Here is a 26,295-nt window from a genome sequence, read left to right as displayed (position 1 = left end):
CATGAGCAGATTATCTTCCTCAGGCAAACTGCCCGCAACAGTCGCGACACCTGCCTATGATCGCGAGAAGCTGAAGCCGGGCATCGTTCACATCGGCCTCGGCGCGTTTCACCGAGCGCACCAGGCGGTCTACACGCAGCGCGCCCTTGCGAAGAACTTCGGGCCCTGGGGAATCGTCGCGGTCAATCTTCGCTCAGCCGATCCCGTTCGTGCACTTGCCGAACAGGACGGTCTTTATTCGGTGGTCGTTCGAAGCGCCGAGGGCGATAATGTCGAGGTGATCGGTTCCACGGTAGACTGGCTCTGCGCAGCAGAGCGCGGGCAAGACGTACTCGATTATCTGGTAAACCCTGACATCCGTATCGTCACACTGACCGTCAGCGAGAAGGCTTACGGGTTGGACCCAGTGACGGGTAAGCTTGATCTCAGGCATCCGTCCGTGGCCGCCGACCTCGAAAATCCCCATACTCCTATCGGGGTCATTGGATTTCTAGTGGAAGGGTTGGCAAAGCGTCGGGAACTCGGCATCCCGCCTTACACCGTGTTGTGCTGCGATAACCTTCCGTCCAACGGTCATGTCGTGCGCAGGCTGGTGCTGGAGATGGCTGAGCGCCGCGATCCAACGCTTTCGAAATGGATCGAGGAGAATGGGAAATTCCCATGCAGCATGGTGGACCGCATCGTCCCAGCGGCAACGGATGAAAGCCGCACACGCGCCAAGGCGCTGCTCGGCGTGGATGATATTCTGTCCATCGAGACGGAACCGTTTATGCAATGGGTTATCGAGGATGATTTCGTCTCCGGTCGTCCGGCATGGGAGGCCGGCGGAGCGGTCTTTGCAGAGGCTGTCGAGGCATACGAAAAGATGAAGCTGCGACTTCTCAACGGCTCGCATACCATGATCGCTCATCTCGGCATCCTGCACGATCTCGAATTCGTACGCGATGTGATGGCAGTTCCGGAATTCGTTGCGAAGGTAAAGCGGCACATGCAGGCTGCGGTACAGACGCTCGATCCGGTTCCGGGTATCGATCTACCCGTCTATATGGATGAGTTACTCGAGCGCTTCGCCAATCCAACGATTGCCCATCGCAATGTCCAGATCGCCATGGACACCAGCCAGAAGCTGCCACAGCGTATTCTCGCGGCGGCCGAGGAAACGCTTCAAGCAGGCGGAGACGCTGCGGAGTTTGCCTATGTCGTTGCTCTATGGATAGCCTCGATCCAAAAACGCGGGGAGCTGAACGATCCCCGCCGGGATGAAATCCTGACAGCAGCGGACAACGTTGACCCGAGTGATCCTTCTGCTGCTTTCTTTGCAGTCGATGGCTTGTTTTCCGCTTCGCTCTTTCAAAACAGAGCTTGGCGCGATCTGGTCAATAGCGAGCTCAAACGATTGTGCGACTGATCGTTTCTCTGCCTGAACCATTAAAAAACCCGGCGATCATCTCGCCGGGTTTTTCAGTTAACAATGCAAAAGTCAGTCCATTTTGTGGATGTCGCGATCCTTGGTTTCCGGCAGGAACAGCAGGCCGATGACCAGCGTGATGCCTGCGAAGACGATCGGATACCAGAGCCCGTAGTAGATATCACCCTTGGCAGCACTCATCGCGAATGCCGTTGCGGGCAGGAGACCCCCGAACCAACCGTTGCCGATATGGTAAGGCAGAGACATGCCGGAGTAGCGGATGCGGGTCGGGAACAGTTCGACCAGCAAAGCAGCAATCGGGCCGTAGACCATCGTCACATAGATGACGAGGACGGTCAGCACCGCGATGATGACGACCCAGTTGACGGCTGCGGGGTCGGCAACCATGGCGAAGGCTCCGCCGCCAGCAACGGTATAGACCTGCATCTCCGTGACGCCATTGGCTTCGGCAGGCGTCAGCAGCTTGTCCGCAACCAGTTTGTCGGCCGGCACAGTCTTTGCTGGCGTTGCGCGAACAGCGTCCGCATTCAGACCAAGTTCCGGGTTGGCCGCAATGAAGGCATCGAGCTTTGCAGCAGGAACCTGTGCTGCACCACGCACCAGCGGATAACCGCCATCATGCAGGGCAGTGTTGATCTGCTTCTGGAACGCGCGGTCCTGAGCAGCGGCATCCGCACCTGCGGTCGTGGCGTCATAGCTGGTGACAGTGTCGTTACCGATTTTCACCGTTGCCGGTTGTCCTGCCGGACCTTCAACCACGTCATAAGGAACGGAGTTTCTCGTCAGGAAGGATGTGGCGATATCGCAGGACGTGGTGAATTTCGCCGTGCCTGTCGGGTTGAACTGGAATTTGCAGTCGCCCGGTGCTGCGGTCACGGTTGCACGAACCGAAGCCTGAGCCTGGGCAAGAGCAGGATTACCCGCCCATGTCAGTGCCTTGAACAACGGGAAATAGGTCAGCATCGCCAGCACAAGGCCAGCCATGATGATCGGCTTGCGACCGACCTTGTCGGAGAGCCAGCCGAAGAGAAGAAAGAAGCCGGTGCCGAGCAGAAGTGCGCAGGCAACCATGATGTTGGCCGACTGGCCATCGACCTTCAGAATGCTCTGGAGGAAGAACAGCGCGTAGAACTGGCCCGTGTACCAGACGACAGCCTGACCGATGACGGCGCCGACCAGCGCGATGATGGCGATCTTGGCGTTCTTCCATTGGCCGAAGGCTTCGCTGAGCGGTGCCTTCGAGGTCTTGCCTTCTTCTTTCATCTTCTTGAAGGCAGGCGATTCGTTCATCTTGAGACGAATCCAGACCGAAACACCCAGCAGGATGACCGACAGCAGGAACGGAATGCGCCAGCCCCATGCAGCAAAGGCTTCCTTGCCGACTGCGAATTGGACGCCGAGGATGACGACGAGCGACAGGAACAGGCCAAGCGTGGCCGTGGTCTGAATCCACGAGGTGTAATAGCCGCGACGGCCATTCGGCGCATGTTCGGCCACATAGGTAGCAGCGCCGCCATATTCACCGCCGAGCGCCAGGCCCTGAAGCATGCGCAGGATGATGAGGATGATCGGAGCCGCTATGCCGATCTGCTGGGCACCGGGCAGAATGCCGACCACGAAGGTCGAGAAGCCCATGATCAGGATTGTGACGAGGAAGGTGTATTTACGGCCGACGATATCGCCCAGACGCCCGAAGACGAGTGCGCCGAAGGGGCGAACCAGAAAGCCCGCAGCGAAAGCGAGAAGCGCGAAGATGTTGCGTGTCGTTTCAGGATACTGACTGAAGAAGTTTGCGCCGATATAAATGGCGAGTGAACCGTAGAGATAGAAGTCGTACCACTCGAAGACCGTTCCGAGGGAGGAGGCGAAAATCACCTTTTTCTCCTCACCGGTCATGGGGCGGGTTTTTTCCGCCCCTGTCGCTGCTATGTTTGCCATTGTCTGTCCTCCACAGATATAGAAATGACACATCGCGACAGCCCAACTCTCCCCCGGGCTGTCTTTTGGCGCGATGCACCTGAAGGCAGAGTGACAGAAAATTAACAAAAGGAAGAGCAATGCTTTCGGCGTATGACTTTAGTCTAAGGCCGACGCACATATTTGTTGCGAACAGCATTGGTGGAGTCGTGAAGAGCGTCCGAAATCCATTATGTTTGCGCTTGACAGAAAATACAAACATCCTAATAGCTTTGCCACGAAAGGGAGCACGATCTTGATAAGACATGTCGCAGACATGGTTGTCAGTGAAAGTCCGGCAGTTTATGCCGGTGATCCCGCACGCCTTTCTCATTTTACCCGAATTACGGCCAAAACGACGATTAAAACCGTCTAACGTCTCTGGCCCGCCGCTCTCTCCCCGGTATGGTCGGGGAAGAAGGAAGCCGCAGTCTTGCGGGTTCCCCTCACCAAAAAAGAGGAGAGGCAGAAAGAGAGCTTGATCATGGGTTTCAAAGTAGCAATCGCAGGCGCCACCGGTAACGTCGGTCGCGAAATGCTGAACATTCTGGCTGAACGCGGCTTTCCTGCCGATGAGGTCGTAGCACTGGCCTCTGCCCGCAGCCAGGGCACGGAAGTATCCTACGGCGACCGTACGCTGAAGGTCTCCAACATGGAGAACTACGATTTCTCCGACACCGATATCTGCCTGATGTCTGCTGGCGGCGATGTGTCCAAGAAGTGGTCCCCGAAGATCGGCGCGCAGGGTTGCGTCGTTATCGATAACTCGTCCGCATGGCGTTACGATCAGGAAGTTCCGCTCATCGTGCCGGAAGTCAATGCCGATGCCGTCGAAGGCTTCACCAAGAAGAACATAATTGCAAACCCGAATTGCTCCACAGCGCAGCTCGTCGTTGCCCTGAAGCCATTACATGACGCAGCCAAGATCAAGCGCGTCGTCGTCTCCACCTACCAGTCCGTTTCCGGCGCTGGCAAGGAAGGCATGGATGAGCTGTTCCAGCAGACCCGCGCCGTCTTCGTGGCGGATCCGGTCGAATCCAAGAAGTTTACCAAGCGTATCGCCTTCAACGTCATTCCACACATCGACGTCTTCATGGAAGACGGCTACACGAAGGAAGAGTGGAAGGTTCTGGCAGAAACCAAGAAGATGCTGGATCCGAAGATCAAGGTAACCTGCACGGCCGTGCGCGTTCCCGTCTTTATCGGTCACTCCGAATCCGTGAACATCGAATTCGAAAACGAGATCACTGCTGATCAGGCGCGCGATATCCTTCGCGAAGCACCGGGCTGCCTCGTCATCGACAAGCATGAAAACGGCGGCTACATCACGCCGGTCGAAAGTGCCGGCGAAGATGCGACCTACATCTCGCGCATCCGCGAAGATGCCACGGTTGAAAACGGTCTCAACATCTGGGTCGTTTCGGACAATCTGCGCAAGGGTGCAGCCCTTAATGCTATCCAGATCGCAGAACTTCTGGTCAACCGTGGGCTCATCAAGCCACGCAAGGCAGCAGCCTGATACGTTTTTTTAATAACTATTAACTATAACCCGCCTATTCCACCTGAGAATGGGCGGGTTTTTTCTTGCGTTGTTTATCACGGCCAGTTTATTTGCCGGTTATGCAACTGGCAGGCATTAAAGCTTCTTAATTCTCTGTCGAGTGGCGGCAGAACCGGACGGATTCCGGAAGATATCGAAGGCAGATTCCAATGCGGGCAAAGAAAGCATTTTCCGTTGGCGCAGCAGTGGCTGCGATGTTGGCAGCAACACCGGCACTGGCAGCGCAGTGCGGTAACACATCAGCGGGTTTCGGCAACTGGGTGCAGTCCTTCAAGCAGGAAGCCGCCGGTCGTGGCGTCAGTGCTTCTGTTCTGGATCGCGCCTTCGCCAACGTGTCCTACAATCAGGCCACCATCCGCGCCGACCGCGGTCAGCACAGCTTCAAGCTTTCCTTCGATCAATTCATGCAGAAGCGCGGTGGCCAGGCCATCATCTCTCGCGGCAAGACGATGAAGAAGAACAACGCCTCGTTGTTTGCCAACATAGAACGCGCCTATGGCGTTCCCGCCGGTCCACTGCTGGCGATTTGGGGCATGGAAACCGGCTTCGGCGGGTTCTTGGGCAACCAGCATACGCTCTCCGCCGTCGCGACTCTCTCCTACGATTGCCGTCGTTCGGATTATTTTACCGAGCAGCTCTATGCCGCTCTGAAGCTCGTCGGCAATGGCTCGCTCAACGTTAATGCCAAGGGAGCGGCCCACGGCGAAATCGGCCAGACGCAGTTCCTGCCGCTCAACGTGGTTCGTTACGGCGTAGATTTCGACCGCGACGGCCGTATCGATCTCGTTGGCTCGCGCGCGGATGCCTTGGCGTCTACGGCAAACTTCCTCGTCGGCCACGGCTGGCAGCGCGGTGCAGGATATCAGCAGGGCCAGGCAAACTTCCGGGCAATCGAAGGCTGGAATGCGGCGAACGTCTATCAGCAGTCCATCGCCTACATCGGCCAGCAGATCGACGGCCAGTAACCCGACCGCCGACCACACTCAACTATCAGGCATCCGGGCGGCGAAAGTCGCCCGTTTTGTTGTCCATCACCCAAAGCTCTCCGGTCGAAATATCGAACCAGGCGCCATGCAACTTCACTTTGCCAGCCGTTTCGGCGGCCTTTACGAAAGGAAAGCCACGAAGGTTGCTGATTGAATTGCGGATAGATACGCGCTCCAGAGCCGTCTGACGCTCGGAGGCGGTCATCACGTCGTTGCTCTGGATCTGTTCGGCGGCGGATTTGACCATGTGCATCCACTTACCGATAAAATCGCCCGGCGACAGGGATTCGAAGTTCGGATCGAGTGCTGCCTGAATACCGCCGCAACGGCCATGGCCCATCACCACGATATCCTTAACCTTCAGGACCTGAACCGCATATTCGATTGCAGCAGATGTGGCGTGGAACTGACCATCCGGCTCGAAGGGCGGGACCATATTCGCAACGTTTCGGACAACGAAAAGCTCTCCCGGACCGCAATCGAAAATGGTTTCCGGTGCAGAACGGGAGTCACAACAGGCAATGAATAGTGTTTGCGGCTTCTGGCCGGTGTCCGCCAGAACGCGATATCTTTCGCGCTCATCGACGTAACGACCGCTCATAAAGTTCTTGTAGCCGTTGAGAAGGTATTCTGGAAAATCTTTCATGATATCGCAGTACCGTTTTGCTGGACCAAAGCCAATCAATCGACCTTGGTGAGTGGAAGCTGAACGCTATTTGCCTCCGCTTTTCGCAGGATGCAAGAGATGGCACATATGTTCCAGCCGCATGGGTGTAGGAAGGCCACAGGAAAGAACCCTGAACATTGCGTGCAAACGGCGGCAGTCACCCTATTTGCAAGAAAAACCACCCCGATCATCCCCAATGCCATCAGCTTTCCGGCACTTGTGGCCCCCACGTTATTGCATCTTGCTGCACCGCTGTGGCATCAAGCCGTCTTATGCCGCTTGCGAAGGAAACGAAATTGGTACGGACAGTTTCACGTGCACTGTTGCTCTGCTCATCCATTTTGATGGCCGGGAAGACCAATGCCACCCCTGTTCTGGTTGTCGATGCCGATAGTCATCGTGTTCTCTATCAGGAACAGGCCGGCAATCCGTGGTATCCGGCGTCCACGACCAAGTTGATGTCGACCTATGTCGTGTTCGAGGCGCTTCAGGCGGGGCAGGTCCGGCTCTCCGACCCCGTCACCATGACGAAACGTGCAGTCAGCCAGAGATTTCTGGAATCCGGCCTCGTTTTGGGCCAGACCATGACACTTGAAGATGCCCTTTTCGCAATGCTCGTCGCATCTGCAAACGACGTGGCCGTGGCCGTGGCCGAAGCGGTGGCTGGCAGCGAACAGGCCTTCGTCGAACGCATGAATGTCGCCGCTCAGCAGTTGGGCATGACAGGCTCGCATTTCACCAATGCCAATGGTCTTTTCGATAAGGCCAATTATACGACGGCACGCGATCTGGCGCTGCTCGGACTTGCCGTGGATGCGCGATACCCGCAATACAGGCAGTTCTTCCTGCCGTCCGCAGTGACCATCAATGGCAAGGAAATCAAGTCCAACAATCTTCTTTTGACCCAGTTCAGCGGAACGACCGGCCTTAAAACAGGGTTTCTTTGCGCATCTGGCCGAAACTTCGTGGCACTCGCAAATCGTGATGGCAAAAGGATCATGGTGGTTACGCTTGGTGCAACGACGGAGCGGGAGCGTAACGAACGTACTGCGCAATTTATGACGCAGGCATTCGGTGGGGAACTGACACAGGGACCGGAAACTGTCGAGACGGTCACGAACCGTCCAGAAATCAGTCCCGAAGATATGCGTATCAAGCTTTGCACCGACAAGAGCGTAGAATACGAGGCGAGCCGCGAAGCGCTTTATCCGATGGGACTGCCGGGACACTCAACATATCTCAGCGATAACTTACCCGGGATCACTCACAATATCTCGACCTGGATGAGTGACAATGTTGAGAACATTCCTCTTCCCGCCTCCCGGCCCCCTGAACCACCTCAACCATCCAGGTAGCGGACGCCAACAGCAAAACGAGCCTTCCGCGATAGCGCAGGCCCTTGCACGGACTGCAACGCCATCAGTCAAGAGCATGTTGTGCTTCTGAGGCAGGCCTGGCTATCATACGCGGCTATAGCGCTTCATTGTTAAATGGAAGCGTTCTACCGGAGCAGGTTTTCGACAGGGCAAAGGCGATTGGCGAAGGGCATACCCGAAGGTACGGTCGAGCCAATCGCCTTTGATCCTGGCGGAAAGATGCCCGGCCCTCCGGGTTGGTTGAAACGGGACCCTCCGATTGCTCGTACGGCTTGACCGTATGCTATTGCTACGACACGCGCCGTCCGAACAACCAGAGGATCCCGTTTGAACCAACAGAACTGCTTCCATTTAACAATGAAGCGCTCTAGCGGAGGAAGAGGCTGAATGCGTTCTCTATGTTTTCGGCGTTGGCTGGCCTTTATCGCCGTTCTCCCATTCGTGGCTGGAACAACCTTACCCCTGAAGGCTGAGGACAAGCCGCCGACCGAGATGTGCCTGTATCAAGGAAAAGACAGCAACTCGGGCCTCTGTATCAGCAAGACGAATTTCAACGCCGATCTTTGCCGGACCATAGACCACTTTGCAGACAGGCACGGCGTTCCCGCGGCTTTTTTTGCACGTCTCATCTGGCGAGAAAGCCTTTTCCGCCCGGAAGCGGTCAGCCACAAAGGGGCGGAAGGTATAGCCCAGTTCATGCCTGCCACTGCAAGGCTGCGGGGGTTGGCCAACAGCTTCGACGTCATCGAAGCGTTGGATGCATCTGCGGCTTACCTGAAAGATCTAGCCGCTCGTTTCGGCAATTTCGGTCTTGCCGCTGCGGCATATAATGCTGGAGAAGGCGGAGCTTCGCGTTTCATTGCCGAAGGTCGGCTACCCATAGAGACACGCGACTATGTCTTTGCCATTACCGGACACACAGCCGAAACCTGGCGGGATACACCTCCCGAAAATGCTGCGCCGAAACTGGATGATCGCCTTTCTTTTCAGGACGCCTGCGTGACACTGGCAGATAAGAGGCGCATGAATGAACCTGTATTTGCAGGGTCAGCCGACTGGGCTCCCTGGGGTGTGCAACTGTCTGCACATTTTCGTCCGTCCGTCGTGGACAGCCTATTCACGCGCGCCGTCAGCCGTCTGCCTGCACCGCTCAACGATGAGCGGGCGCTTATCGTGCGCCAGCGAGGTGGCAATTTTGGATATCGCCCTCGCTACGCAGCCAGAATAGGACGTGAAACGCGCGCGCAAGCCATCAAGCTATGCGAGCAGATTCGAGCCGCTTCGGTCCCCTGTACGGTATTCAGAAATCGATGACCGGCATTATGCGGCCTGTGCAAAGGCCAATGCCTCGAAAGACGGCCTTGCCAGCGCATAGCCCTGCATGAGTTCCACTCCCAAGTCGCGCAGGGCGGAAAGCTCCCCGTGGGTTTCAACCCCCTCGCATATCGGCGTAATGGAAAGATCTGACAGCATCGCCAGCGTATGTTTGACGATAGTCCGTCTCACACGGTCCTGATCGATTCCACGGATTAGCCCCATGTCAAGTTTGACGATGTCCGGCTGGAAGTGAGACAATAGACCAAGTCCGGAATGCCCGGCACCGAAATCATCGATAGCCGTTTTGAAGCCCAACGTGCGATACGTCCGCAAAATATTGAGGACGTGATCTATATCGAGTTCTTCATTTTCGGTGAACTCGAAAATAATGCGATTGGCCGGGAATCCGGTCTGCATAGCCGTCGCCAACGTAAGGCGGATACAGGCGCGGGGCTCATACACCGCGTTCGGCATGAAATTGATCGATAGTTTCGTGTCCTCTGTGCGATCGAACAGTTTCGACGCAAGCTCGATTGCCTTCACCCTGCATTGCTGATCGAACGCATATCGGTTGTCAGGGCGCACCTGCGAAAGAACATGCCATGCGCCCTCGCCTTGCTGACCTCTCACCAAAGCTTCGTGAGCGAAGGTCTTGTTGGTATCAACATTGACGATGGGCTGGAACGCCATCGAAAACGGAATGTCGAAACCTTCCGCGCCATCGTGGCAACCCTTGCATTTCGTTGCCATCAGCAAGTTCCCCCTGTTTCGAGAACCCGAGGCTATTGAGGAGACATTAAATTTCAGTTTCGTCAGATAAGTATTGTGCCGACAAATCTTTGTTTTGAGCGCCTGTGTACGGTTCAGTACGAACGCTTATCTTGAATGCGCAATGATCACCTCAAGGAAAGCCTCGCCGAATCTTTCGAGCTTTGAAGGCCCTACCCCGGATATGTCCAGCATTTCATCTTCGTCCGAAGGACGCTCCTTTGCGAATGCAACGAGTGTCGTATCTGGAAAAACGACATATGGAGGCACTCCGAGCTCCTTGGCAATTGTCATGCGCGCACTGCGAAGGGCCTCGAACAACTCCGCGTCCGCAACGTCCAGCCCTGCCCGCGCGTTCGCCGAGCGCGATGAGGCGGCCCGTCCTGCCTTACCTCCCGAAGGTCGATCCTTGCGAAACCGAACCTCCCGTTCCCGTTTGAAAACAGACTTTGCGTCCTGTTCGAGTTTCAGGGCGCCAAAAGCGCCGTGATCGACGCGCACCAACCCCACCGCCAGCAATTGGCGATAGACAGACTGCCAGGTCTTCGCGGATAGTTCCTTGCCTGCGCCAAAAACGGGCATGCCCACATGTCCTGCCCGAATGGTCTTGTCGTTCTCATTACCAACCAAGACGTCGACGAGATGACCTGTTCCATATCGCTCGCCGGTGCGGTAAACCGCTGCCAGTGCCTTGATCGCGGCCTCGGTCCCATCCCATGTCTCTACAGGCTTCAGACAGGTGTCGCAGTTACCGCATCGGTCTGGATATGACTCACCGAAATGCTTGAGTATCGCCTGCCGGCGGCAGCCCGAAGTCTCGCAAATCGCCAGCAGTGCATTGAGTTTGGCTCGCTCGATACGCTTTATGTCGGGACTGGAATTGCTTTCGTCGATCATACGGCCGCGCTGTATGACATCGGCCATTCCGTAAGCCATCCAGACATCGGAAGGCATGCCGTCACGGCCCGCGCGACCCGTCTCCTGGTAATAGGCTTCGACGGAACCCGGCAAATCGAGGTGAGCGACATAGCGAACATTCGGCTTGTCGATGCCCATTCCGAACGCCACAGTCGCAACCAGACAGAGCTCATCTTCATTCAAGAAGGCATCCTGATTGCGGTCACGCAGGTCCCTCTCCATGCCTGCATGATAGGCGAGAGCATTGATGCCCTGCGCGTTCAACCACTGCGCCGTGTCTTCAACCTTGGCACGGGACAGGCAGTATACGATGCCGCTTGACCCCTTATGTCGTGACAGGAATTGCAGCAGTTGTTGCCTTGGTTGATCGCGTTCAACAATCTCGTAGGCAATATTCGGCCGGTCGAAAGAAGTGGTAAAAACCTCGGCAGAATGTAGTCCAAGCCTATCGATGATGTCTTCGCGCGTCTGCGGATCGGCTGTTGCCGTCAAAGCCATGCGCGGAACGCCGGGATAGTCCTGCGCAAGCCGCCCCAACTCACGATATTCCGGCCTGAAATCGTGCCCCCATTGTGATACGCAATGTGCTTCATCAATGGCAAAAAGAGAGATGGTTGCCGACCCGATGAGATCCTTGAACGCTGGTGTCACGATGCGTTCGGGAGTGACGTATAGCAGATCGAGTTCCTGCTGTTGCACCGCACGGCGAACGTCTAAGAACTCATCCCGCGAGAGCGAGGAGTTGAGTGCTGCCGCCTGGATACCGAGTTGCTTCAATGCATTGACCTGATCACGCATCAGCGCGATCAGCGGCGATACGACAATACCCACACCCTTGCGGCATAGGGCAGGGATTTGAAAGCACAGGGACTTTCCGGCGCCGGTGGGAAACAGCACAACCGCATCGCCACCACGCACGACTTCACCGACGACTTCCTCCTGCCTTCCGCGGAATTCCGAATAACCGTAAATCCGCTTGAGGACCGCACGCGGCTCTTCAATTTGCGCGCTGTCGAAAAGTCTCTGCGTCGTATCAGCTTGCTTTGGCATCGAATCGTTCTTTTTCCATAGATCTCTTATGGCACAGGAACGATATCAAGCACGAGAGGAACTCGACCGCGCGCCGACAACGAGTGAATCGACGCGTTCTTTTCGAGGTTCCCCCTCATCAGGTGGCAGACATTGATCTGCAGGCCCACTCAACTGGCGTGCCGATCACACAGATAGCTCATTTGCGTGTCGGCCTATCGGAAAGGCCGACACGAGCCAGACGCCCACTAATCCCGCTTCGAAGGACCAAGGGCGACGCTCCGAGATTCGCGGCTTAACGTTAGAACGGCTTACCCGATGGCGCTCGGGTTTATGCTTTAACGTCACTCATCATGTGGGCGAACCTTGGAGCGCCAGGTATCAAGCGGGAACCGGTGCGTCTTTCAGGATCAGTTTGCGTTCGCGCAACTCGTCCCAGAATGCTGCCGGGATCGCAACCTTCATCGACTGGATGTTGGCTTCGACCTGGCCTGGCACACGGGAACCGGGTACGATTGCCGAGACGATCGACGGGGCAGCAGCGAACTGAAGTGCGGCGGTTCGTATATCGACGCCATGACGCTTCGCGACCTCTGCAAGCTGCGCACGCTTTTCGACCACACCGGCAGGCAGCTTGTCGCTGAAGTGGTAACGGTTACGACCGCCGAGGAAGCCGTCGTTGAGCGGCGTGCCCACCGTCACGGTAATACCCTTGGCAGCCAATGCCGGGAAGGTCTTCGTCTGCGCTTCTTCATGGTCGATGATGCTGTACTGGCAGGCAAGAAGGACGATATCGGGTGTCGGACCATCGCCTGTTGCGGCCAGTACGGCGGCTTCCGGTCGATTGATCCCGAAACCCCAAGCCTTGATCAGGCCCTCATTACGCATACGTTCCAGTTCGACCATAGCGCCGGTTCGGGCAATCTCGAAGGAATTCGTCCAAGGCTGTGGCAACTCGGTGTTGTCCGGTCCCAGATCGTGGATGTAAACGATGTCGATGCTGGAAAGCCCCAGACGCTGCAAGCTGTCCTCAACCGACCGGCGTGCACCCTCTGCCGTATAAGCATACTCATAAGAAAAATTAAGTTTTTCTGTCCAAAAATCCGGCTTCAACGGTTCCCGGCTTGCGCTGAACACACGTCCGACCTTCGTAGAAACCAGATACTGGTCCCGAGGCTTGCCTCTGAGGAAGGTGCCGAGACGATGCTCCGAAAGGCCATGGCCATAGAAGGGCGAGGTGTCGAAATGGCGGACGCCGCCGTCCCAGGCTGCGTTGAGAGTAGCCTGTGCCTGCGCGTCGCTGATCGGCGCGAAGATGTTGCCGATTTGAGTTCCACCCATTCCGAAACGATAGCGCGGGCGATATCTGATGCCGTTTTCAGCGGGGCCGTTCAACGGCAGCGATGTTCGAGTGACCTTGCCGACAGTCGGCATCACGGTTCCCTGAACCGTTTGCGCCTCGAACGAAGGTGTCTGCGCCCGCAAAAGGCTTGGGGCGATAGCGCTAGCAACCGCGGTTGTAGCTGCAAAAGTCAAAAAATCGCGACGTTCCATCATTAACTCCAGAATTTTGGAAACAGGAAAGATTTCGTTGCGACAGGGTCGCAACGCGGAAAAGCGTTTGGCTATGATCCGAGATGAATTACGGAGACGGTTCAGCGCAGATCGGGCGCTTCATTCAGCAACGCCGAATCCCAGTGCTCCGCCGCCTTGCCATTCTCGATGCGCCACATATCAAACCATGTCGTGCTATAGGTCTTGGACGGATCCTTTGGATCCTTCTCGGTGCGTGCATAGGTCACGATAACCAGATCGCCCTCAGCGACCACATCCGCGACTTTCATCGAAATTTTGTCCGGGATGGGCTTGGGCTGTACCTTGAGGACTTCAGTGAAGTAAGCCACGACCGGCTTCAGACCGCTTTGTGCATTCGGGTTATGCTGGATGTAATCATCGGTCAGATACTGGCTTGCCTTGTCCCAATGTCCCGCTTCCAGAAGCTCCAGAATGATCTTGTAGGCAACCTGCTTGTTTGCGTGAAGCTTTGGATCCGGGCTGGTAAACAACGCGTCGGGGTTGGGCGAAGCAACAACCGCTTCCTGAGCCTGCACTGACGCACCCGTTACCACGGATGCAAGCGCGATGCTGATAGCGAACACGAGTTTGTTCAAGGTCTGTCTCCAGAAAGTTGCCTGCCGGTTTCGGTAAATGTTGACGCGTTGTACTGACAGGCATGGTTGAATATGCCGGAGAACATAGGGTTTCGTTCAGCCAGTGCGTTAGCTTGATCCTGCCGATTTTTTGCACGATCCTGTCGATTGCCTTGTGCGCAACATATTTTTCGATCACATTCTAAGGAGTGGAGCGAGAGGCGCGCGCATGAACCAGTTTAAACGTATCGATGATCTAAACGCCTTGCCAACCTGGACGAGTGCCTCCATGTTGGCGGCCGCCGTCCAGCAGTTGTGCCCTCAAGAACAGGTCAATCCCAGTCTCGTCCCCGGGCTGAAGTTTTTCCGCCTATCGAAACCCGACGAGCCACACAGGTGCTTTTATGAACCCTGCATTGCGGTCATCCTGAGCGGCGTCAAGCGCATCGTGTTCAATGGGGAAGAGATGCTTTTCCATCCGGGTGATTTCTTTGTCACGTCCATCGATGTACCGACATCTGCCCATGTAATCGAGGCGTCACCAGACAACTGCTATGTCTCGATAATCATGAAAGTCGACTCAACTCGGCTTTACGAGTTGGCCAGGCAGATGCAGTTTTCCGGGCCGGAAGGGACTGCTCATGGAAGAGGCGTCGCGACCGGGCGCGCGTCGGAAGAACTGCTCGTTGCGTTCAAACGCCTGATTGATCTGGCACATCGCCCAAACGATATTCCGCTTCTCGTCGATGCCATCAAATCGGAAATTTACGTCCGATTGCTTCAAAGCGAGGTAGGGCTTTGGGTTTCACTGATGGCAAGCGATGGGTACAAGGCAGCGGGTATCGTCAAGGCGCTCGAGTGGCTGAAAATGAATTACGCGCAAACGCTGCGGATCGAGAAACTTGCAAGCCTGTCGGGAATGGCGGTCTCGACTTTTCACCACAATTTTCGCCAGCTCACGGGAACGAGCCCACTTCGATACCAGAAAATACTGCGCCTTCATGCGGCAAGAAATCTGATGCTGACAGAGCGTATCACCGCCAATGGAGCAGCGGGCAAGGTGGGTTACGATAGTGTACAGCAGTTCAGTCGCGAATATGCGAGAATGTTCGGCGCTCCGCCAAAACGAGATGTGGAGTTCCTCAGAAGGGGTGCATCTTCAGCTACCACGTAACCTGACCGCCGATAAAGTCCTCAAGGCAAGCGCTTTGCCCCAAGGACTTTGAAATGCGCTAGGAATTGGCGAACGGTGGAACGAGATTGCCAATTACTGCTCGCGCCAGCGCATTGCTCTAGCGAGCTTTGAGTGCCTACGCCTTTGGTAGGCCAAACGTCTTTCTGATACCGCCATCCAGGGCTTTTGCCGGGACGAACCTTTTCAGACGGCTAAGAAGCGTGGCTTGTTTGCCGACTGGTCTGCGCATTTTGTGCGGACCATTAATCGCGCTCATGATTTCTTCGGCAACGAATTTCGGGCTGCTTGCAGTTTTTATAGCGGTGAGAACTGCCTCATTGGACTTCGCCAGCTGGTGGGCGTAGTCATCGATGCGGGCTTCGGTCTGCCGTGCGTTGACGTCAAGACCCGTCCTCGTGAATGTCGGCTCGACAAGCACGGAGCGGATGTTGAATTGCCGAACTTCGTGGTCGAGCGTCTCTGACAACCCCTCCAGCGCGTGCTTGCTGCTGGCATAAAGGCCCATGTAAGGCGCTGGAAGGAAGCCGAGGACCGAACTGACGTTGATGATCAGACCGGAGTTCTGCTTGCGCATAGCAGGCAAGACAGCGCGCAACATGCGCAACGGGCCGAAAAGGTTGGTTTCAAAGATGGCTTTCGCCTCCTCATCCGATGTACTTTCAACCGGACCGACGAGGGAGACGCCAGCATTATTCACCAGCACATCGATACGCTGAGAGCGCGACAGAACCCATTCCACGAACTGCCTGACCGAATCCTCGCTATCCACGTCGAGGCGACCGTACTCAACCCCTGGGACCGGTCCATTCTTATCCGGATTGCGTGAGCCTGCGAACACCTTGAAACCATTTTGCGACAGCAACTTGACCGTCGCCTGCCCAATACCGGAAGATGCTCCGGTCACCACAACACTCTTATTTTCAGACATTCTTTGCTCTCCGAAACTGGTAAACTCTGGGAACTCAATATAGATTTCACTCATAATCTATATTGCCATTAGATTACAAGTGAAATAAAACGCATGTGCGAAATTAGAGGAGCAAGAGAGCCATGCCAGGCACGACCGAAACGCCTTCGCCGCACGCGCGAATGGACGATGATCAGGCGGGACTTCATTTCGTCCGGTCGCTTTTCGATGAAACGATAGAGCGACCGCCTATGGCCCGCATTCTGCCGTTTGAATTGCTCGCGCCTGAGTTGGGCAAGGTTATGCTTGTCGCGACACCCGAGCCGTCCTTCGCGAATACTCTGCAAACGGTCCACGGAGGCTGGGCGATGACAATGCTCGATACGTCCATGAACCTTGCAGCCCATACAACGCTCAAAGGACGAGAACTCGCTCCGACACTGGAAACGTCCGTCAAGTTTGTTCGTCCGATATCGGTTGATGCCGGCCCTCTCCACGTCAGCGGAACCGTCATATCTCGTACCCGGACGGTCATAACACTTGAAGGATCTATCACGTCCCGGGAAGGAAAGCTGTTTGCGCACGGTACGTCGACGTGCATGGTTGTGCAGGCATAATGGAAAATCATGTAATGGATGAAATCCAGCTGCTAAGGCTGCGGCGGGGGCTCAGATATGTTGTTGCTGTGCAGGATCGCTCCGGAAAAATCGAGCCCTATCCCTTTTGGGACGCCAGTCACGCCTTGATCGGCAACAGCATTCCGCCCTCACGCTGGAACGCGATACGCACGCATGTATTCACTGAAATTTCCGGAAGCTTGCTGCCGTCAGGAACCTTTGTTTTTTCCAGACAGGATCGGAATGGTACCTGCCTTGGCGCAGTGTTGTGGAGCGGGAAACAGATTTATCCAACGCTCTTCAATTCTGTTGAGGACGCCGTTGCCAAGGCTTGGTCGGACATCCCGCGCGCCGAAGCTGCCACCAACTTAGTCAAATAGACTTTCTGATAACTTTTTTGTCCAGCGCAGAGTTACCACGGCCCATGACGGGGTCAAAACGGGTACGCCGCTCTCCCAATCGGCAGCGGAACGCCGATAGCTGCTCGCTTGTTTCGAGGTAATTCTGCAAACCCCACCCGATCCAGCAGATACCCGCGACTAGGGAATTTGGCGAACGTCAGATTTTAGTGCGTAGTATGTCTGACTGTCCCAAGAGACGATCTAAACGCAGATCCCTGAGATAGCCCTACCCCAGCGCAATAAATGAAGACTGATATGGGCGGGAATGTTTATATCGAGGCACTTCATTGGCGCATTGAAGGGGAGGACCTGTGAAGTCCGAAAGATTTTGTTAGCGAGCGAACATACGCCCTATCTCGCCTTGCAATAAAACTCGACGCCGGATGAAAATTCCTCCGCAACATCATCTGCTGCGGAGGAATGAAGCTCGCTATTCGGCCGCGAGTGAATGCTGGGTTGTCTCCACATTGCTTTGCGCCGTGGAGTGCATTTCCGCTTTTGGCGGCTTGATGCGGAACCATGCTGCATAGAGTGCTGGCAGGAAAAGCAGGATGATCAGCGTACCGACTGCCGTCCCACCAATCAGCGTGTAGGCCATTGATCCCCAGAAGACAGAGTGCGTCAGAGGGATGAAGGCGAGAACCGCTGCCAGTGCCGTCAGGATGACGGGCCTTGTTCTCTGGACAGTTGCTTCGATTACGGCATGGTAGTCATCGAGTCCTGCCGCCTTGTTCTCCTTGATCTGCTCGGTAAGGATCAGCGTGTTGCGCATAAGTATGCCCGCCAGGCCGATCAGCCCAAGGATCGCGTTAAAGCCAAAAGGCTGGTTGAAGAGGATGAGCGTCGGCACGACACCCGCCAAACCGAGCGGCGCAGTGAGCATCACCATCGTCATTGTCGACAGGCTCCGCACCTGAAGGATGATGATGATCAGGGTTGCCGCAATCATGAGCGGGAACACCTTCACCAAGGCTGCGTTCGCCTTGAGAGACTCCTCGATATTTCCTCCCATCTCGATGCTGTAGCCAGCCGGGAGAGATGCAATGAGAGGACGCAGCGCGGTCATGACCTGCTGGGAAACTTCCGGCGGCTGAGTAGCTTCATCGATGTCGGACCTTATGGTGACAACAGGTGTCCTGTCACGACGCTTGAGGATTGGCTCTTCAAAGCGCACCTCCGTATGGCCGATCTGGTCGAGCGGGATAGCACGGCCCTCTCTCGTCACAACTGAGAAGTCTGCCAGCCTTGCAGGGTCGAGCCTGATTTGACCTGCGCTTCTGGCCACGACAGGCACGTTACGAATATTTTCGCGAACTTGCGTGACGGTCAGACCGCTCAACAGAAGCTGTATCTGCTGGGCAGCCTCGGCAGAGGACATGCCGATCAGGTTAAGACGGTCCTGGTCGGGAACGAACCGGACAACAGGTGTACGATTGCCCCAATCGCGGTTGGCATTTCTGACATCCGGCACTGTGTTCATAACAGAAAGTGCCTGCTCGGAGATTTTGTACAGTTCTCCGGCGTCCGGGCCCTTGATGCGGAACTCGACCGGGAATGGCGTATAGGGGCCAAAGACGAGCTGCGTTACGCGAACGAATGCCTCAGGTGCAAGCCCTTGCGCCACCGCTTCCCGCAGGCGCAGTTTCAACACCTCGCGCTCATGCGCATCTTGCGTCAGAACGACGATCTTCGCAAAAGCCGGATCGGGCAGTTCAGGCGCCATGGCAAAGAAGAAACGCGGTGCGCCCTGACCGATATAGCTCGTCGCGATCTTGGATTCCGGCTGCTGCCTCAGCCAGTCTTCGAGCTTCTTGACTGTGGCTGTGGTGGTCTCGATGCTCGTGCCTTCGGGCATGCGCACTTCGACGAGTACCTCTGGCCGGTCGGATGTCGGGAAGAACTGCTGCTTCACCGAGCCCATTCCGACGACGGAAAGGGCCATCACGACGCCAACGACAGCGCAGGTCAGGAATTTGTGCTTGACGGTGAATTCGATTGCACCGCGCAGGCGTCTATAGTTCGGCGTGTCGTAAATCGCGTGGTGGCCACCCTGCACCGGCTTGATATCCGGCAGCAGCTTCACACCGAGATAGGGCGTGAAAATCACCGCAACGAACCAGGAAACGATCAGCGCAAAACCAACGATCCAGAAAATGTTGCCCGCATATTCACCGGCTGCAGAGCTTGCAAAGCCAACCGGCATGAGGCCGATGATAGTGACGAGCGTGCCCGACAGCATGGGCGCCGCAGTATGGCTCCAGGCATAAGCCGCAGCCTTGATGCGGTCCATGCCCTCTTCCATCTTCACGACCATCACTTCGATGGCGATGATTGCGTCATCCACCAGCAGTCCAAGCGCAAGGATCAGCGCACCGAGGGTAATGCGGTCGAAGAAGCGTCCCGTGTCCAGCATGATGATGAAGACGACCGCAAGCGTCAACGGCACTGCGAGCGCAACGACGATGCCCACCCGCCAGCCAAGCGCAACAAGGCTGACGAAAAGTACGACGCCGAGAGCCATCGCAAACTTCACCATGAACTCGCCAACGGCAGCATCGATGTTGACCGCCTGATCGCTGACCTTCGTCAGCGTGATGCCGAGTGGCAGGGATTGTGCGATCTGGCTGGACCGCTCTTCCAGAGCTTTACCCAGATCGAGACCGTTCCAGCCCTGCTGCATCACGACGCCAAGCATGATAGCCGCTTCGCCATTATGGCGAATGATGTAGCTCGATGGCTCCTGATAACCGCGACGGACCTCTGCGATATCGGAAAGTTTGAGTGCTCGCCCTGAAGCGACGATAGGTGTATCGGCAATCGATTGAATGCTATCGTAAGCGCCGTCGAAGCGGATGAAGACCTGCGGACCCTGTGTGTCTATCGAGCCTGCGGGCGTTACCGTGTTACGCCGTTGAAGCGCTGCGGCAATATCCTGCGGCGAGATGCCGAGTGTCGCAAGTTTCTGATAGGAGAACTCGACGAATATCTGCTCTGGCTGCTCCCCCAAAATATTGATTTTCTTCACGCCAGGAACATGCAGCATGTCCTGCCTTATCTTTTCCGCTTCCCGGACCAGATCGCGCATGGGCATGCCTGGTGCCTTGAGGGCGTAAAGGCCAAAGCTGACATCGGAATATTCGTCGTTGACGAATGGCCCCAGAACGCCTTGAGGCAGGTTTCTGGCCTCATCCCCAAGCTTCTTGCGGGCCTGGTAGAATTCTTCCGCAACCGCACTCGGCGGCGTGCTGTCTTTCAGCGTCACGGTAAGGTAAGCAAAGCCGGGCCGCGTCGTGGTCTCGACACGATCGTACCAAGCCAGTTCCTGAATACGCTTCTCTAGTGGTTCGGCAACGAGATCCTGCATCTCGCGGGCAGTCGCGCCAGGCCAGACGGTCGTAACCGTGAGTGTCTTGATCGTAAATGACGGATCTTCAGCGCGACCAAGTTTGACGAAGGCATACGCGCCACCGATCGACAGGAGCACGATGAAGAAGAGCGTCACAGCGCGTTCGCGAACGGCCAGGGCGGAAAGATTGAGGTTCATCAGTTTGCCGCCTCTTTTGTCTCAAGGCCAGTGCGCACAGGCGCTCCGTCCTTCAGAAGATGTGCGCCCAATGCAACGACTGCCTCTCCCGGCTTGACGTTGGTCACGACTACATTTTCCTCGCTCAATCGTTCCACTTTCACGTCACGGAACTTGACGACAGATGCCTGTTGATCGATGATCCACACGCCTGTTCGCGTCCCGTCATCCAGCAGCGCACCGATTGGCAGTTCTGCGTGGTTCTGCGCGTCCCTGTTTTCGATCTCGATGGTAACAGTGGCGCCCAGCGGCGCGTTGGCGGCCGCCCCTTCAAGCACCCATCTTGTCTCATAGGTGCGGGTCTGCTGATCGGCAGAATCGGAGATTTGTCTTAACGTCGCCTTTTCCGTATCGCCCCTGCCATAGACTGAAGCGGTAGCCTGTGCTCCAATATCTGGGCGGAGGGTCTCTGGAAGCCAGACAATCGCTTCGCGCGGGCCGGACTTTGCAAGCCGCACGACGGCCTGACCGGCCGTTACAACCTGGCCTGGCTCACCAAGCGTCTCAACGATCGTTCCATCTGCATCGGCAACGAGAACCGCATATTTGGCCTCGTTTTCGGCAACATTCGCATCGGCCTGAGCAGCGGCCAACTGCGCTGTCGCGGTGTCCAGCGATGCTTTGGCTCGCTCATATTGCTGCGATGATGCGGCAGAAGTCTTTACGAGCGTCGCAAAACGTCTCTCATCGGCTTGCGCCTGGACGAATGTTGCCTGAGCGGCGATGACAGCGTTACGTCTCGCAGTCAAAGCAAGGCGAAGATCGGTCGGGTCGAGACCCATCAGCGGCTGTCCCGCCTTCACCTGCTCACCGACATCGACGAAACGTTCAATGATCTTGCCGGGAACGCGGAAACCGAGATTACTCTGCACTCGCACACCGACCGTACCGGTAAAGCTGCGGCTCGAATTGCCAGGAAGCTTGGCAGTGGCCAAGTTGACGAGTGGCGCGGCGGTTCGCGAGTCGGCAGCTTCAGCGTTGGGCACGTGCACCGGCAGCAGCAGGGATGCGGCTCCCCCTGCGGCGAGCGCCACCACAGCGGCTGCAGTGACAATAAGTTTTCGTTTCATTTCGTCGCCCCTTCTTGACGCAATACATCAAACTATTAGATTGCATCCTAACTCTAAAAGACCTATAGATGTCAAATGAAATCTAACTGGAGGTCCACATGAGAGTGAGCCGCGCACAGGCAGAAGCAAATCGGGAACGCGTAATCGATGTCGCGAGCCGGTTGTTTAGAGAGCATGGTTTCGATGGGATCGGTCTGAAAGACCTGATGAAAGGTGCCGGCCTGACGCAGGGCGGGTTCTATAAGCAGTTCGAATCCAAGGACGATCTTGCGGCACTCGCATCACAGCGCGCGCTCGATAGCAGTACAAGGAGATGGTCTGATGCCACAGCAGACGCTTCCGATCCCCTTGAATCGATCATAAGCTTATATCTCTCGAAAGATCATTGTGGAGAGCAGGCTGAAGGGTGTCCCCTCGTGTCTCTTGGATCGGACGCCGCCCGTCAAACTCCTCAAGTTCGTCGCCCTTTTGAAGATGGCATTCGAGAGCGCTTCGAGCGTCTGGCGGAATTTATTGGCGAAGGCGACGGTCTGGCTCGAAGCGAAAAGGCCATGGCCATATGGTCGATGATGGTGGGAGCGGTGACGCTTTCCAAAATCATTGAGGATGAACATCTCTCGACGAGTGTACTCGATGCTGCTTCAAACGAGGTCCGGCGCATCGCTGGTCGCGATAGCACGCGCTAGAAGAGTTTCGGAAGTCGTCGCGAAGCGTAACCCACCCCTCTCGCGACTTCTTAGTTTACGTCACCTATGCAATCAACCGCCGCGCAGGCACATACCCTCTGCTCCCATCGAGCAAGGTTCTTGTGTATGGGTGCTCGACATTGTTCTCCAGTAGCTGACTACGCGTTGCGATCTCTACGAAGACACCATCCTGCATGACTGCCACCCGGTTGCAGAGATGCGCGATGACCGCCATATCGTGGCTGACAAGTATATATGTCAGATTTGACCGTTCACGCAGGTCTTTCAAAAGATTGAGTATTTCAGCCTGAATCGAGACATCGAGCGCTGAGGTCGGCTCATCGAGCAAGAGAATTTTCGGCTCCAGAATAAGCGCACGGGCAATGGCGACGCGTTGGCGCTGTCCGCCGGAGAGCTGGTGCGGGAAGCGATGGCGAAAGCCGGGTGGCAAACCGACATCGCGCAGCACTTGCTCGACACGCTCTTGCCTACGGTCCAATCCGTGGATTTCGAGGGGCTCAAGCAGTGTGCGCCCAATTGTATGACGCGGATGCAGGGAGCCGAACGGGTCCTGAAATACCATCTGCTGCTTGGCAAGCTGCGCACGGGACCGCGTCGCTAAAATGGTATCTCCGTCAATGGAAACCGAGCCGTCCCATTTTTTGATTCGTCCTGCCAAAGCGCCGAGCACGGTCGACTTTCCGCATCCGCTTTCGCCAACCAGACCGAATGTTTCGCCGGGTGCCACGTCGAACGAAACGCTTTTCACGACCTGTTTGAAGTCAGCGCCATTGCCGAAAGAAACGGCGAGGTCCTTCACCGATATGATGGACATGTCACACCTCCGTCCAGTTTGCCTGACGCTTCAGAACCTCCAGACGATCCCGGGGATGATCCAGACTCGGAAGCGCTTCGAGGAGACCGCGTGTGTAAGGATGCGTTGCCTCATCAAGTCTGGAAGCTTCGATTGTCTCCACGATACGGCCCGCATACATGATGATGACGCGGTCGCAGAAACTCTTCACGAGGTTCAGGTCATGCGAAATGAAGATCAGGCCGATATTTCTTTCCGTAATCAGGTCATCGAGGATCGAGAGAACCTGCTGGCGCACCGTAACATCAAGTGCGGAGGTCGGCTCGTCGGCTATGATCAGGGAAGGCGACGAGATAAGCATCATCGAGATCATGATGCGCTGGCCCATGCCGCCGGAAACTTCGTGGGGATAGAGATTGAAGACCCGGTGCGGGTCACGGATGTTGACCCGTTCTAGCATGGCCAGCGTGCGTTCCCGCGCTGCCTTCTTCCCCAGCCGCTCGTGAAGAATGACGGTTTCTGCAATCTGCTCACCCACGGTCATGACGGGGTTGAGCGAATATTTCGGGTCCTGCAGGATCATCGAAATCCTGCTTCCACGAATTGCGCGCATGTCCGCTTCGCTGGCTGAGAGCAAATCGACATCCTCAAAGCGCATTTCATCTGCCACGACGCGGGCCGTGTGCGGTTGCAGGCGCATTATTGCGCGTCCGGTCGTACTTTTTCCGGAACCGGATTCACCGATAATACCCACTTTCTCGCGTCCAACGTCGAAGCTGACATTCTTGACGGCGGTTACGACGCCAGACAGCGTGGGAAACTCCACGGACATGTTCTTGACCGACAGGATCGGCTTGGACTGTTCAGGCATTGCGTGGATCCATGATGTCGCGCAGTCCATCGCCGAGGAGGTTGAAGGCGAGACTGACCGTGAGAATGGCGATACCGGGCACTGTCGTCAGCCACCAGGCATCGAGAAGATATTGCCGGCCGGACGCCGCCATCGCGCCCCATTCCGGCATTGGCGGCTGAGCGCCGAGCCCAAGGAAGCCAAGGCCAGCAGCCGTCAGGATGACGCTCGACATGTTCAACGTCAGACGGATGATGATAGAGGGCGCGCAAAGCGGCACGATGTGGCGAAACAGAATTCGGCCCATTCCCGCGCCCTGCAACTCCGCGGCAACAACGAAATCCGCAGCACGGAACGTCAGCGTTTCGGCACGCGCGAGGCGGGCAATGGGTGGCCAGACGGTCAGCGCAATCGCAATCACCGCATTCTCGATGCCCGGACCGAGCGCCGCCGAAAAGGCGAGAGCCAGAACCAGACTCGGAAACGACAGGAAAATATCGGTGATGCGCATCAAGACGACATCGACCCAGCCGCCGAGATAGCCCGCCGTCGCACCGATGGCAAAGCCGATTGGCGCGACGATGACCGTAACGAGGATGCTGATATAAAGCGTCGTGCGCGCGCCATAGACAAGGCGGGAATACACGTCCCGGCCAAATTCGTCCGTGCCGAACCAGTTCGCGGACGATGGCGGCTTCAGCGCCATGGTCAAATCCTGCAGGACTGGATCGTGATTGGCCAGCAGCGGCGCGAAGAGAGCGATCAGCACCAACATGAGGACGACCAGAAAGCCGCCGAAAGCCAGAGGATTGGCAATGAGGTTGAGCCAGAGCACATAGGCTTTATGCAATCGCGCCTGACGGGTGGAGGAAAAATCCTCGTTGATCAGCCATTCGTGCAAATCGTTGAGATATCGTGTCGCCATGATGTCACCGGGTACGCGGGTCTAGGAACCGATAGGTCAGGTCCGATAGAAGATTGATGGCAATGGAAATGATGCCGATGAGGAGTACGCTGCCAAGCACCGCATTCATGTCCGCAAAAAACAGAGCGGACGTCAGGTATTGTCCAAGTCCCGGCCATGCGAACACCGTTTCGATCAGCACTGTGCCATCGAGCAGGCCGCAATAGGCAAGGGCAACAATCGTCAGCAACTGAACACGAATGTTGCGAAAGGCGTGTCGCCAGACGATTGCTCGCTGTCCAAGTCCCTTGGCCTTGGCAGTCAGCACGTATTCCTGTCGCAGTTGTTCCAGCATGAAGCTGCGGCTCATACGGCTGAGATAAGCCATCGCCGCATAGCCAAGAATAAGTGCGGGCGCGGCTACATGGCGCAGGGCATCCCAGAAAACTCCCCACTCACCCGCAAGAATGGAATCGATGAGGATGGAATTGGTCGGGCCTTCGACGAGCCCCTCATTATAGACGTCCAGCCGACCGCTTCCGGGAATGAGGCCGAACTTCGCATAGAAGATAAGGATGACGATCGTGCCGAGCCAGAAAATCGGGGTCGAGTGTCCGAGCAGTCCAACGACACGTGCAACATGATCCACCCACGTGCCTTTGCGGACAGCGGAGATGATGCCAAGCGGAATGCCGAAACCAGCACCGATGATCGTGGCCAGCGTCGCAAGCTCCAGCGTTGCCGGAAAGACGCGGGCAAGATCGCTTGCGACAGGATTTTTCGTGACGTGCGACTGCCCGAAATCCAGATGAGCGACGTTGCCGAGATAGGTTGCGAACTGCACATAAAGCGGCTGATCGAGACCCATCTCCTTGTAGACGCGCTCATAAGTCTCGTGATCGGCCTGATCGCCGATGACGGCGATGACCGGATCGGCAGGAACCATGCGACCAACCACGAAGGTTATCACGAGTAGGCCAAGCAGTGTTGTAAGGATGACGGCAAATGATGCCGTCACCTTGCGAAGGGCGCCAAGCGCCGCACGGCCGCTTGCCGACGCGCTTTCAGACGTTTGTGAGATACTCACCTTATTCTCCTCGACAGGAAAGCC

At 56.3% G+C, this 26,295-nt stretch carries 22 protein-coding genes; 9 read left to right on the top strand and 13 right to left on the bottom strand.

Features of this window, described 5'->3' with window-relative positions; genetic code table 11:
- Position 1 precedes the first annotated feature (1 nt).
- A complete protein-coding gene (locus tag G6L28_RS19305) occupies positions 2-1,408 on the top strand; it encodes a mannitol dehydrogenase family protein (protein WP_174065622.1) in 1,407 nt (468 codons plus the stop codon).
- A gap of 72 nt (positions 1,409-1,480) precedes the next feature.
- On the opposite strand, the gene G6L28_RS19300 is transcribed toward G6L28_RS19305, so the two are convergent.
- Positions 1,481-3,367 (bottom strand): MFS transporter, encoded by a 1,887-nt coding sequence (locus G6L28_RS19300; protein WP_174065621.1) that lies wholly within the window; start codon positions 3,365-3,367, stop codon positions 1,481-1,483.
- A 502-nt stretch (positions 3,368-3,869) separates the two neighbouring features.
- Between G6L28_RS19300 and G6L28_RS19295 the strand changes: the two genes are divergently transcribed.
- Together G6L28_RS19295 and G6L28_RS19290 are read left to right on the top strand one after the other, a co-directional pair.
- Positions 3,870-4,904, top strand: coding sequence for an aspartate-semialdehyde dehydrogenase (locus tag G6L28_RS19295; protein WP_174065620.1), 1,035 nt, complete (start codon positions 3,870-3,872; stop codon positions 4,902-4,904).
- Positions 4,905-5,095: 191 nt separating this feature from the next.
- A complete protein-coding gene (locus G6L28_RS19290) occupies positions 5,096-5,911 on the top strand; it encodes a lytic murein transglycosylase (protein WP_174065617.1) in 816 nt (271 codons plus the stop codon).
- Between the two features lie 25 nt (positions 5,912-5,936).
- On the opposite strand, the gene G6L28_RS19285 is transcribed toward G6L28_RS19290, so the two are convergent.
- A complete protein-coding gene (locus tag G6L28_RS19285; RefSeq protein ID WP_174065616.1) occupies positions 5,937-6,578 on the bottom strand; it encodes a carbonic anhydrase in 642 nt (213 codons plus the stop codon).
- 317 nt (positions 6,579-6,895) lie between these two features.
- On the opposite strand from G6L28_RS19285, the gene G6L28_RS19280 reads away from it, so the two are divergent.
- Together G6L28_RS19280 and G6L28_RS19275 are read left to right on the top strand one after the other, a co-directional pair.
- Entirely contained in the window at positions 6,896-7,954 is a 1,059-nt protein-coding gene (locus G6L28_RS19280; protein WP_174065615.1) for a D-alanyl-D-alanine carboxypeptidase family protein, read from the top strand.
- A 408-nt stretch (positions 7,955-8,362) separates the two neighbouring features.
- On the top strand, positions 8,363-9,289 hold the full coding sequence (locus G6L28_RS19275; RefSeq protein WP_425292694.1) for a transglycosylase SLT domain-containing protein: 927 nt from the start codon (positions 8,363-8,365) through the stop codon (positions 9,287-9,289).
- 6 nt (positions 9,290-9,295) lie between these two features.
- Here the strand turns inward: G6L28_RS19275 and G6L28_RS19270 are convergent, their stop codons facing one another.
- The 4 genes from G6L28_RS19270 to G6L28_RS19255 all read right to left on the bottom strand — a co-directional run bounded on the left by G6L28_RS19270 (position 9,296) and on the right by G6L28_RS19255 (position 14,178).
- The gene (locus tag G6L28_RS19270; RefSeq protein ID WP_174065613.1) at positions 9,296-10,042 is read right to left on the bottom strand and encodes an EAL domain-containing protein; all 747 of its coding nucleotides are present in this window, start codon (positions 10,040-10,042) and stop codon (positions 9,296-9,298) included.
- Between the two features lie 126 nt (positions 10,043-10,168).
- On the bottom strand, positions 10,169-12,028 hold the full coding sequence (recQ, locus tag G6L28_RS19265) for a DNA helicase RecQ (RefSeq protein WP_174065612.1): 1,860 nt from the start codon (positions 12,026-12,028) through the stop codon (positions 10,169-10,171).
- Between the two features lie 360 nt (positions 12,029-12,388).
- Positions 12,389-13,561, bottom strand: a complete 1,173-nt coding sequence (locus G6L28_RS19260) for an aldo/keto reductase (RefSeq protein WP_202033776.1) — start codon at positions 13,559-13,561, stop codon at positions 12,389-12,391.
- A 101-nt stretch (positions 13,562-13,662) separates the two neighbouring features.
- Positions 13,663-14,178 carry a nuclear transport factor 2 family protein gene (locus tag G6L28_RS19255; RefSeq protein ID WP_174065611.1) on the bottom strand — a complete coding sequence of 172 codons (516 nt, stop codon included), beginning with the start codon at positions 14,176-14,178 and terminating at the stop codon, positions 13,663-13,665.
- Between the two features lie 208 nt (positions 14,179-14,386).
- On the opposite strand from G6L28_RS19255, the gene G6L28_RS19250 reads away from it, so the two are divergent.
- Complete coding sequence (locus G6L28_RS19250; protein WP_202033775.1) at positions 14,387-15,331, top strand: AraC family transcriptional regulator; 945 nt, start codon at positions 14,387-14,389, stop codon at positions 15,329-15,331.
- Positions 15,332-15,467: 136 nt separating this feature from the next.
- Here G6L28_RS19250 and G6L28_RS19245 read toward each other — a convergent pair whose 3' ends face one another.
- Positions 15,468-16,280 (bottom strand): oxidoreductase, encoded by an 813-nt coding sequence (locus tag G6L28_RS19245; protein ID WP_174065610.1) that lies wholly within the window; start codon positions 16,278-16,280, stop codon positions 15,468-15,470.
- Between the two features lie 122 nt (positions 16,281-16,402).
- Between G6L28_RS19245 and G6L28_RS19240 the strand changes: the two genes are divergently transcribed.
- Positions 16,403-16,876, top strand: coding sequence for a PaaI family thioesterase (locus tag G6L28_RS19240; protein ID WP_234902652.1), 474 nt, complete (start codon positions 16,403-16,405; stop codon positions 16,874-16,876).
- A gap of 14 nt (positions 16,877-16,890) precedes the next feature.
- Positions 16,891-17,256 (top strand): hypothetical protein, encoded by a 366-nt coding sequence (locus G6L28_RS19235; RefSeq protein ID WP_174065609.1) that lies wholly within the window; start codon positions 16,891-16,893, stop codon positions 17,254-17,256.
- A gap of 451 nt (positions 17,257-17,707) precedes the next feature.
- On the opposite strand, the gene G6L28_RS19230 is transcribed toward G6L28_RS19235, so the two are convergent.
- On the bottom strand, positions 17,708-20,821 hold the full coding sequence (locus G6L28_RS19230) for an efflux RND transporter permease subunit (protein WP_174065607.1): 3,114 nt from the start codon (positions 20,819-20,821) through the stop codon (positions 17,708-17,710).
- Complete coding sequence (locus G6L28_RS19225) at positions 20,821-21,930, bottom strand: efflux RND transporter periplasmic adaptor subunit (protein WP_174065606.1); 1,110 nt, start codon at positions 21,928-21,930, stop codon at positions 20,821-20,823. The genes G6L28_RS19230 and G6L28_RS19225 overlap by 1 nt, the downstream gene beginning before the upstream one ends.
- A gap of 98 nt (positions 21,931-22,028) precedes the next feature.
- Between G6L28_RS19225 and G6L28_RS19220 the strand changes: the two genes are divergently transcribed.
- Entirely contained in the window at positions 22,029-22,616 is a 588-nt protein-coding gene (locus G6L28_RS19220) for a TetR/AcrR family transcriptional regulator (RefSeq protein ID WP_174065604.1), read from the top strand.
- A gap of 64 nt (positions 22,617-22,680) precedes the next feature.
- Here G6L28_RS19220 and G6L28_RS19215 read toward each other — a convergent pair whose 3' ends face one another.
- From G6L28_RS19215 to G6L28_RS19200, 4 genes are read right to left on the bottom strand one after another with little or no spacing between them, the layout of a single operon-like run.
- Positions 22,681-23,451 (bottom strand): ABC transporter ATP-binding protein, encoded by a 771-nt coding sequence (locus tag G6L28_RS19215; RefSeq protein WP_174065603.1) that lies wholly within the window; start codon positions 23,449-23,451, stop codon positions 22,681-22,683.
- A gap of 1 nt (position 23,452) precedes the next feature.
- Positions 23,453-24,301: an ABC transporter ATP-binding protein gene (locus tag G6L28_RS19210; RefSeq protein ID WP_174065602.1), complete on the bottom strand. Its 849-nt coding sequence runs from the start codon at positions 24,299-24,301 to the stop codon at positions 23,453-23,455.
- A complete protein-coding gene (locus G6L28_RS19205) occupies positions 24,294-25,205 on the bottom strand; it encodes an ABC transporter permease (protein WP_174065600.1) in 912 nt (303 codons plus the stop codon). Before G6L28_RS19205 ends, G6L28_RS19210 begins: the two co-directional genes overlap by 8 nt.
- Before the next feature lie 4 nt (positions 25,206-25,209).
- A complete protein-coding gene (locus G6L28_RS19200) occupies positions 25,210-26,271 on the bottom strand; it encodes an ABC transporter permease subunit (protein WP_174065598.1) in 1,062 nt (353 codons plus the stop codon).
- Positions 26,272-26,295: the final 24 nt, after the last annotated feature.

The sequence above is a fragment of the Agrobacterium larrymoorei genome, assembly GCF_013322225.1.
Taxonomy (GTDB): Bacteria; Pseudomonadota; Alphaproteobacteria; order Rhizobiales; family Rhizobiaceae; genus Agrobacterium; species Agrobacterium larrymoorei_A.
Note: the sequence above shows the minus strand (reverse complement) of the source record. Positions and strands in the feature narration are given on the sequence as shown.